The organism is Kamptonema animale CS-326 (assembly GCF_028330895.1).
GTDB classification, from domain to species: domain Bacteria; phylum Cyanobacteriota; class Cyanobacteriia; order Cyanobacteriales; family Microcoleaceae; genus Kamptonema; species Kamptonema formosum.
Genome location: NZ_JAQMUA010000334.1, coordinates 1 through 9,273, shown reverse-complemented (window position 1 = coordinate 9,273; position 9,273 = coordinate 1). Strand labels below are relative to the sequence as shown.

The 9,273-nt window shown below is 43.5% G+C and carries 8 protein-coding genes; 5 read left to right on the top strand and 3 right to left on the bottom strand.

Annotated elements, in window-relative coordinates; genetic code table 11:
- Positions 1-245 precede the first annotated feature (245 nt).
- Positions 246-2,021, bottom strand: coding sequence for an Rqc2 family fibronectin-binding protein (locus PN499_RS19525; RefSeq protein ID WP_272033777.1), 1,776 nt, complete (start codon positions 2,019-2,021; stop codon positions 246-248).
- A 303-nt stretch (positions 2,022-2,324) separates the two neighbouring features.
- Between PN499_RS19525 and remA the strand changes: the two genes are divergently transcribed.
- From remA to PN499_RS19510, 3 genes are all read left to right on the top strand, one after another.
- Entirely contained in the window at positions 2,325-2,591 is a 267-nt protein-coding gene (gene remA / locus PN499_RS19520; protein ID WP_007357388.1) for an extracellular matrix/biofilm regulator RemA, read from the top strand.
- A 3-nt stretch (positions 2,592-2,594) separates the two neighbouring features.
- Entirely contained in the window at positions 2,595-3,158 is a 564-nt protein-coding gene (gene gmk / locus PN499_RS19515; protein ID WP_272033775.1) for a guanylate kinase, read from the top strand.
- A 268-nt stretch (positions 3,159-3,426) separates the two neighbouring features.
- Positions 3,427-3,642, top strand: a complete 216-nt coding sequence (locus PN499_RS19510) for a hypothetical protein (RefSeq protein ID WP_272033773.1) — start codon at positions 3,427-3,429, stop codon at positions 3,640-3,642.
- Here the strand turns inward: PN499_RS19510 and PN499_RS29595 are convergent.
- Positions 3,626-5,554, bottom strand: coding sequence for a sugar phosphate nucleotidyltransferase (locus PN499_RS29595; protein ID WP_334311705.1), 1,929 nt, complete (start codon positions 5,552-5,554; stop codon positions 3,626-3,628). The genes PN499_RS19510 and PN499_RS29595 overlap by 17 nt on opposite strands.
- A gap of 286 nt (positions 5,555-5,840) precedes the next feature.
- On the opposite strand from PN499_RS29595, the gene PN499_RS19495 reads away from it, so the two are divergent.
- Positions 5,841-6,380 carry a Dps family protein gene (locus tag PN499_RS19495; protein WP_272033771.1) on the top strand — a complete coding sequence of 180 codons (540 nt, stop codon included), beginning with the start codon at positions 5,841-5,843 and terminating at the stop codon, positions 6,378-6,380.
- Between the two features lie 294 nt (positions 6,381-6,674).
- On the opposite strand, the gene PN499_RS19490 is transcribed toward PN499_RS19495, so the two are convergent.
- Positions 6,675-6,905, bottom strand: coding sequence for a hypothetical protein (locus PN499_RS19490; protein WP_272033769.1), 231 nt, complete (start codon positions 6,903-6,905; stop codon positions 6,675-6,677).
- Between the two features lie 171 nt (positions 6,906-7,076).
- Between PN499_RS19490 and PN499_RS19485 the strand changes: the two genes are divergently transcribed.
- Positions 7,077-9,273, top strand: a 2,197-nt coding sequence (locus PN499_RS19485; protein WP_272033767.1) for an NACHT domain-containing protein, incomplete at its 3' end; no start/stop codon positions are given.

Genomic DNA, 9,273 nt, shown 5'->3' with positions numbered 1-9,273 from the left:
CCCTAGCCCCTAGTCCCTTCTTCTATTTCCTGAAACAGAACAACCAGCTTAAATACAAGCTGGTCTGCAAAAATATTTAAATCCGTTGTGTTCTCAGAAGGAGGAAACCCAAACTGCGCCTTCCCAAGCTTGCAGGGGGTTATGAAGACCTTTGTCTTCCCTCTCAAGTAATAGTTTAACAAAAAAATTGCATATATATAACAAATTGTTAAGCCTGTGTTCGGTTTAATTGACAGACAAAGCCATCAAACCCTAAGTGCAGCCTTAGCCAAGGCTTGCTGCGGACGACCCCAAATAATTCGCTCTTGCTTATAAACTACCATCCCAGGTTTGGCACCCTTGGGCTTATAAACATACTTCGGTTCAGTATAAACCACTGGTACTTGTTCGCTCTGACGCGCGCGACTGTAGTAAGCGGCCAAATTAGCTGCAAATTGCAAATCTGCTTCCTCAGCCGCAGTACCCGGTTCTAGGCGCAGCAATCCGTGACTCCCCGGAATCTCTTGGGTATGAAACCACAGGTCATAATCACCAGCAATGCGGAAAGTTAATAAGTCATTCTGGCGATTATTGCGACCAATTAATAGTTCAAAGCCACTGGGCGTTTTATAGCGATAGAAATCAGGCCCTTGTTCCTTAGCGGCGCGGGCTTCTTGTCCCGCCCGCAGGCGATTACCGGGATCTTCGAGATATTTCTGCTGAATTAACTCGTCGCGAATTTCTTCTAAAGTCTGCAAATCTTCGGAGTTATGGTAGTCTTCCAAATGCGAAAGAGCGGCTTCTACTTGCTCTAAATAATCTATTTCTTCCTGTACGGCTGCTAACAGGGGCTCTACTGCTATACGAGCGCGTTTAAGCTTTTGGTGACGTTTATAAAGGGCTTGGGCGTTTTGGACGGCGTTTTTTTCGGGGTCAAGAGGAATGGTGGCTGGTTCCCCAGTTTCAAAGTCGGGGAGGGTAATAGTTTTCATCCCCGGTTGCCATTCGTGCAGGTTTGCCATTAACAAATCTGCTTGCAGTTTGTCAGCATCAGCACGAGCAGATTGTTGTAAACGTTCTTTAAAGGTATTAGCTTTGAGGCGTAATTTGGCTAAGAGGCTGCTGAGTTTCTGTTTTAATTGATGGCTCAGTTGCGCGAATACTTGTTGATTTAACTCTGTTGTGTAGTAGGTATTGAGTAATTTTTGTACAGATTCAACAGCCGATTTCCCATTCAGAGATTGCCGACTATTCCAGTCGATGACAGTGTAGCCTTGGGGCGTAAAACTAGGCTGAAAGTTGGATTTTTCTAAGGCTTGGAGCCATTGTTGCCAACAATTGTATAATTGTTGCCAATCTTCAGGACTGAGATCTAAGGTAGATTGGTCGGGGTCTAAACCGGCGGCTGCGATCGCAGACATGACCAATGCTGAACTTAAGCCGCGATAATTTTTAAGTAAGTTCCGCCGCAATTGTCCGGGAACTAGGCTGATGCGTTGTTGCCATCGCTCTATAGGTTCGCTTAAACTGGGTACAGCATCGGTGAGGGAGGGCGGAAGTTCATAAGGTTGACCTGTTTGGATGGGGCGGACGCTGGACTGTTGGGCGCTGACTTGGTGGGCGCAGGTGACGATCAGGTTGTCTTGAGTAGTGAGGATAACGTTGCTATATTTAGACATGATCTCGACGTAGAGATGCCAGAGGGCGGGTTCTCCGGGTCTGCGGGCAAATTGCAGGTCGATGACTCTTTCCCAAGGGGCGACTTGTGCGATCGCCACCAGTGCTAAACTTCCTATTTGATGCCGTAGTTGTTGGCTAAAGGTGAAAGTATCGGGCGTGCGAGGCGGTGGTGAACCAATGCAGAGGCGAGCACCTTGAGGATGCCAGGAAATATCCAGCCAGCCGCGCCGATTTATAGTTCGCAGTGCTAAAGCTACAGTGTGGCGATCGCGCTGATATACTTGTTCCACACGCGCCGGCAGCCAGTCCGAGCGCAGTTCGCAACAAGCAGCCATTAAAGTGGTAAAGTCAACTGGTTGCACGAGCAGCACCCTTTTTAGTCGTTAAATTACAGGTGTTGCAGTTCCCTACTGGCAAGCACAAGTTACATTTTAAGACTATTTCGAGCAAAAAAGCCAGAAAGCACTTACAGAATTAAAAATTAAAAATTAAAAATTAAAAATTTCGCCATTAAAAATTCATAAATTATGCTAAAAAATGCCGAAAACTGAGAAAAACTAAAAAAGTCAGTTTTTGTCAGTTTCCGGCTTGTAACTCAAAATTTTTGTAGATATCATTAAAATTAAGAAATTACAGCTTCTTACACACTAGCGCCTTAGTTTTGCATGGATATTCAGCTAATTAATATCGGTTTTGGCAATATTGTGTCTGCAAACCGAGTGATTGCAATTGTCAGCCCTGAGTCTGCGCCAATCAAGCGTATCATTAGTGATGCGCGCGAACGGGGACAACTGATTGATGCTACTTACGGTAGGCGTACTAGAGCGGTAATTATTACAGATTCCAGTCATGTAATTTTGTCCGCAATTCAGCCGGAAACAGTTGCTCACAGATTCGTACTCCACAAAGATGGTCAAGGCAAGGACGATTAAGCAATGACGACGAATGGTAGATTGATTGTGTTGACGGGGCCTAGCGGGGTTGGGAAGGGGACTTTAGTGCGATCGCTCCTCCAACGCCATTCTCAACTGTATTTATCCGTATCGGTGACGACTCGCTCTCCGCGTGAAGGGGAAATTGAGGGGAAACACTACTATTTTGTCAGCCGCAGCAAGTTTCTACAAATGGTAGAGGCTGGGGAATTACTGGAGTGGGCTGAATTTGCAGGCAATTTGTATGGAACACCGATCGAGTCTGTGAAGCAGGGGATTCAAGAGGGAAAATTGGTAGTCCTAGAAATTGAGTTAGAAGGGGCGAGACAAATTAGAGATACTTTCCCAGAGGCGTTGCGGATTTTTATTTTACCGCCTTCCTGGGATGAGTTAGAGAGGCGCTTGCGGAGCCGGGGTCAAGATTCAGAGGATGCGATCGCCCGTCGTCTCCAACGCGCTAAAGAAGAAATAGATGCGGCTGGTGAGTTTGATTTCCAAGTAATTAATGATGACTTGCAAGGCACTTTAGAGCGTCTAGAATCTGTCTTATTTGTTCCCGTGTCATAATTTTTCTAGCAATAAATAAACGCTATATGTAGGGTGGGCGCTCGCCTAAACCATCTCTAGCTATGAGTTACAGGCTTGGGCGGCGAGCGCCCACCTTACGTTTACCAATTACCAATTACCAATTGTTATATCTAACTTTAGTCCGAGTCTGAGCCATTACATCTATTTCTTAAGATAGAAACTACCTAGATTCCCCCAGAATTGTGAAACAAAGTTTAAGAAGGCTTAGTCTTGCCGTAAGAATGTGTAATTTCTAGGGACAACTACTGTGAATTTAATTAGTACAATTGTTCAAAACGCTTTAGCAACGGGCTATTTGACCCTGGAAGCTGAAGAAAATTTGCGTCACCTTTTGCAGATGACAAAGTACGGCTTAGAAGACTTCGAGGCTTTTATTACTTTACAAGCAGAGGTAATTGAAGGTAGAGTCAAGCAAGAAGCGCGAGAGCTACTGCTATTAAACATAGCTACTGACCAGAGTTAGGAAAATCAATTAATGTCTGTCGATAAACATCAGGCAATCCCGTATCGAAACACTTTCCTTTCACAATATAACCTGCGATCCCCTCTTCTTGCCGCAATTTTTCAAGACAGGATGTTAATTGAAATTCCCCTTTTTCCCGGAAATTTTGGTTAATGTGTGCTGCCAAATAATCAAAAAGTTTAGGCTGAAGTACATACATACCAAAGATTGACAAAAACAGCTCATCTGCCATACCTTTTACATGGAGGTATTGCTGAGCGTACTCTATTTTCGGCTTTTCATAGAATTGAGTAACAGACAAAATAGAACCCTCTTTTTGCCAAACTCCAGTAGCACAACCGTAATGATGAATCATCTCCGATGGCGTAACTCTTAAACCAACAACACTCTGCTGTACCTGGGAGTAAATATCTAATAGCTGACGCGCACAACTTTTACTTTCAGACGCATAAATGTGATCGCCCAAAAGCAGTAAAAATGGTTCGTCATTTACCCATTCTTTAGCAGAAAATACAGCGTGTCCAAAGCCTTCTTGACTGTCTTGGGTGAGAATCGTAATTCTTGATCCTAAATCTTCTAGATATTTGCTATATTCCTGATTTTGTGGAGACAATTTTTGTAAAAGTTCTGACTTGGGTGGCTTTTTAAATAAATCTTCAAAAATTTCGCGATCGCCTGGTTGTACCACAATTCCCACCTCTTCAATTCCCGCACTAATTGCTTCTTCAACAATTGCCAAAATTACAGGTTTAGCGCGACCATCGCGGTCTATAATGGGAAATAATTCCTTCTTTACAACCTTGGTAGACGGAAACATTCGCGTACCAAACCCAGCCGCTGGAATTACTGCTTTACTAACTCTAGACTGAGAAGGGATGGTGAGCTTTAAACATTGCATTTGAGGGAAATCTCGCTCAATTATATCAATAACCTGCTGTTGACTCTGTTGATTTTCAACAATAAACTGTGCAGTACCATCTCCCTGCGAACCGACACCTTTACCGCCTAAAATATAAGGTTGAATAGCTGGATAAGTTAGAAGTTGATGAAGTACGGGAGCCGTTAATTGCTGAGGACAAGCAGGAATTAAATATCTGTCAAATTCGCTCTGGGAAATTTTCATCAATTCACCTATTTTTTCTGCATCTCCCTGTTGCAAAGCCGCAACTGCATCTAGAGTAATTTTAGCACTAATAGAACCGAGATATTCCTGCACATCTTTCTGTACCTGGTTAACAGCAAATGGATAGCAATTATTTAAACTACTTAAGATTTCTTGAGTGTTTTTACTAGCAGCCAAATCTACAATTACAAAAAATAAATCCTTGGGAATTTTGACCTCATTTACCTCCATCCGCTTACCGTCAAAAATCATCAAAATCGGTCTATTTCCGTAAGCACAACCTTGATCCATACGGCCGCAACGAGAAGGAGTTAAAATCTCGCCTTGATAGGCCATCTCCATTTCTCCTCTGACGGTCATTTTCAAGCCGTATAAACGGTTAAAAGCACGAGCTACTAAAACACAAATTGCCGCACTTGAAGACAACCCTTTTTTAATAGGTAAATCTGTTAAATAATTATCAATTTCCAGTCCTTCGACGCGATAGTGAGTCAGAAATTGGTAAGCAACGCCAGCCGCATAACTGAAAAAGCCACCTTTTTCTGCTTCTGCAAGCAGACTAGCTCTATCCATAGATAGTACAATTTCATCGAGCTTGGTGCTATCATTTAATGTAGTCTTAATTATCAATTCGGTAGAATTAGGCTTAACTTCTGCATAAATTCCCTGATTTGTACTAGCAATTAGCGTGTAGCCTTTTTCTAAAGCAGGATTTACGTGGCGGTAGCCTCCAGCCCAATCGCTGTGTTCGCCAAACAGACAAAGGCGGCCTGGAACAAAAATTTTCACTGCTTACCTCTCTCGCGATCGCGTTGCCAGAATTATCTCATTATTTGCATCTATCTAAAGATATCTAAGTGGAAATATTTTAACCTGATTTCTAAGTAGCTAGATATAGGGTGTAATTACTAGGTTAACCAAGTAATCCCCTGGCATGGCGATGATTTCGTTATCGAACAATTACATAGTGAGATTTATTGAGGTTCAGCTACTTATCATCCTCACGGTTGATGTAATTCATAGATAAAAGATGTTTAAATAGATGAGACTAAAGAAGGTTAAAGGAGCAGTGTCAATGCGTAAATTAAATATCGGTCTATCTGAAGAGCAGCGTGGTGGCGTGGTTGAATTGTTGAATCACGACCTCTCCGACGCTTATCTACTCTTAATCAAAACCAAAAAGTATCACTGGGATGTCGTCGGCCCTCAATTTCGTTCGCTACACCAGTTGTGGGAAGAACACTACCAAGCATTAACTGAAAATATTGACGCACTAGCGGAACGAGTCAGAGCTTTAGGCGGTTATCCGATTGGTACTGCTGAAGGATTTCTGAAATATGCCTCGATTAAAGAACATATTGGCGATTTGCCTTTAGCCACAGAAATGGTGGCGCGTTTAGTGGACGATCACGAGTTAGTTATCCGCAATCTTCGCAAGCATATTGATAGTTGCTCAGAAGAATTTAAGGATCAAGGAACTGCGGATTTCTTGACTGGTTTGATGGAGCAGCACGAACAAATGGCCTGGATGCTACGTTCTTTTATAGAAGGAGAATCCATATCGGCGGATGGTCAGCAACCAAAAGCTCAAACTGCTACTGCTTCTCACGCCTAGAGATGGCGGGTTCATTTCTTAAGGAATGAAGAAAATTAAATAATTGACTCTCATGTATGTAGTTGTGCTATCTTCACTAAAGCGCAACTACATATTATTATAGGCAGTAATTATTTGATTTTCTAGGACTTACGCTCAGGGTTTCTTTGGTTGGGTGCGTAAGTCCTGTTTTCATTCCTAGTCTTCAAGACTTTATTCAGCCTAATTGTTTTAAAATCTTCAAAGAGAAGAGGCTAGGGCCTTAAATCTTTTTCAACAATGGGATGATCCCGACCGTTCGCCCTCTCTAGCAATCTATTTTTTAGTGCTTCTCAACAGAACGATAAAATGCACTAAAAGTAGCAGAAACCACATTATCGAAGCAGAGGGCGGTAAGCCAGGAAAGATCGGCAGGTTTTCTGTATGCGGTTGGCTTGTTTGCAGTTGATATTGAATTATTCTTTGCGGTTCTTGTTCTAAGGCCGTGTCGCAGTTTGACATAGCTTCGCTGAGTAACCGTGCTTGATTTCTTTGAGAGTCATTCATGGCTCAAAACCTTTGTATAACTTGGTTATGAACTCACTCTAATTTTGTAGTTTTGAGTTTGCCAGACCAGTTAAGGACAGATAATAAGTTTCACTGTCCCTCTAAAAAGTCCCTATATCCGCCAGAGAGTTTAATATATTAGTTATTAGTAACTGCATCCATCCCTTATCTATGGGTAAAATACGCGATCGCGGCGTTTCGGCGACTCCAGAAGGGTTGACAAAACTCAAGTTAGCCAAGGTTCGGGGAAAAGACGAAAATGGCACGCCATTAAGCTATGAACGCCTTGCAGTACAGGCTGCTGTCAGTGACAAGACGGTTAAGCGGTTTTTCGGGGGACAAGCGGTGGATAGGGAGACTGCGATCGCCATCTGCAACGCCTTAGATTTAGACATCAACAAAATCGTCGATCCGAAGGAGTGTAACCCACCAGACCCCGATCCACTCGAAATTAACTGGTCGCAAATCTGCCGCGACATCCTCACCGAACAGCAAAAAAAACAGCGACTCCGCCGCCAAGCAACAGAGTTAGGATGCGAATTAAATGTGTATGTGCCACTGGGGTTATTGGAGCGCAAGCAACAGCAGCGACGCAATGAATGTGTGCCCAAAGATGATGTATATCAGCTTAATCCGCAAGTCATTGTTAAAGATTATGAAAATCAGCAGTTTCTCACAGAGGTGATTCAAGGGGGAAATGACCAACGCCTTGCCATTATTGGCGAACCGGGTGCGGGTAAAACTACGCTACTTGATAAGATTGCGAGTTGGATTGATGACAATAATTTGGGGTTGCCGATTTGCATTCCTTTGGGTGGGTTGCAAGGTGAAACTTTAGCCGGGTATCTGTTGAAAATTTGGCTGAAACAAGCTGCGAAAAGCGAAGCAACTCAGGAGAATTTAGCCGCCTCCCTTGAGCAACAATTTCGAGCAGGTAAAGTCTGGTTGCTGTTAGATGCAGTCGATGAAATGGCGGCTGCTTCTCCCGCTGAGGCGTTAGCAAAAATTCGAGATGAACTTGTCGGATGGGTGGCTGAGGCGCGGGTGGTTTTGACTTGTCGCCTGAATGTTTGGGATGCTAGTGTTAATAATGCGCTGCCGGGATTTGAAACTTATCGCACGTTGGAGTTTAAGCCTGAGCAGGTTGATGAGTTTATTGGGGAATGGTTTGCGAAAGCGCAGGAGAAAAACTCGTTAGGTAACTGTTTGAGGAAAGGGGAAAAGTTACTGGCGAAATTAAAGGAAACCAACCGTGCTAATATTTATAATTTAGTCAGAAGTCCGCTGCGATTAGCGCTGTTGTGCCAGACGTTTTATGTAAGTCTTGATGAGGAATTGCCGGAAACTCAGGCGATGCTCTACGAGCGGTTTATTCGCTACTTTTATGAGTGGAAACAAGAGCAACACTCGACAACAAGAGCACAGCGACAGCAGTTAAATCAAGTGCTGGGAGAATTGGCGAAGGCAGGAATTGAAAGTGAGAGTCGGTTTCGGTTAAGAGAAAGTTGGGCAATTCAGCTTATGGGAGAATCTGAATTTGAGTTAGGTTGTCAGTTGGGGTGGCTGAATTTGGTTGATAGAGAGGCGAAAACGGATGAAGCGGTTTATGCGTTTTTTCATCCCACGTTTCAGGAGTATTTTGCGGCGAAGGCTATTGAGGATTGGCATTTTTTCTTGCATCATGTACCGGATAATCCGAAGTTGGGGAGTTATCGGATTTTTGAGCGGCGGTGGAAAGAGGTAATGTTGTTGTGGGTGGGGCGGGATGATGTTTCAGTTGAGCGGAAGGAAGGGTTTATTAAGGCATTAGTAGAGTTCGAGGATGGATTCAATTGTGAATTTTATTGGTATCGATCCGTATTTGTAGCTGCTGTATTGATTGCTGAGTTTAAGGATTGTTCTTTAGCTGATGCGATTGTCGCACAGATTGTTAAGTGGGGGTTTGGTTATTTCAATGTTGAGAAACAAGAGTGGCGGACATTTCGCGATCCAATTGAAGAGGAAGCAAAGGAAGTTCTGAAAGAGACAGAGCGGGAAAAGAGCATTACCGCTTTAGTCGAATTAATCCGCACTTCTCAGAATGAATCTACCCGGATGCAAGCGGTAAAAAGCTTAGGGGAAATCGACAAAGACAATCCAGTGGCGATCTCCGCTTTAGTCGAATTAATCCGCACTTCTCAGAATGAATATACCCAGAGGCAAGCGGTAAAAAGCTTAGGACAAATCGGCAAAGACAACCCAGTGGCGATCTCCGCTTTAGTCGAATTAATCCGCACTTCTCAGAATGAATATACCCGGATGCAAGCGGTAGAAAGCTTAGGGGAAATCGACAAAGACAATCCAGTGGCGATCTCCGCTTTAGTCGAAT

Bases quoted from the DNA above. Each gene is read 5' to 3' on its own strand.
- PN499_RS19490 (WP_272033769.1), bottom strand. From the start codon at position 6,905: ATGAATGACTCTCAAAGAAATCAAGCACGGTTACTCAGCGAAGCTATG.
- remA (WP_007357388.1), top strand. From the start codon at position 2,325: ATGGATATTCAGCTAATTAATATCGGTTTTGGCAATATTGTGTCTGCA.
- PN499_RS19495 (WP_272033771.1), top strand. From the start codon at position 5,841: ATGCGTAAATTAAATATCGGTCTATCTGAAGAGCAGCGTGGTGGCGTG.
- gmk (WP_272033775.1), top strand. From the start codon at position 2,595: ATGACGACGAATGGTAGATTGATTGTGTTGACGGGGCCTAGCGGGGTT.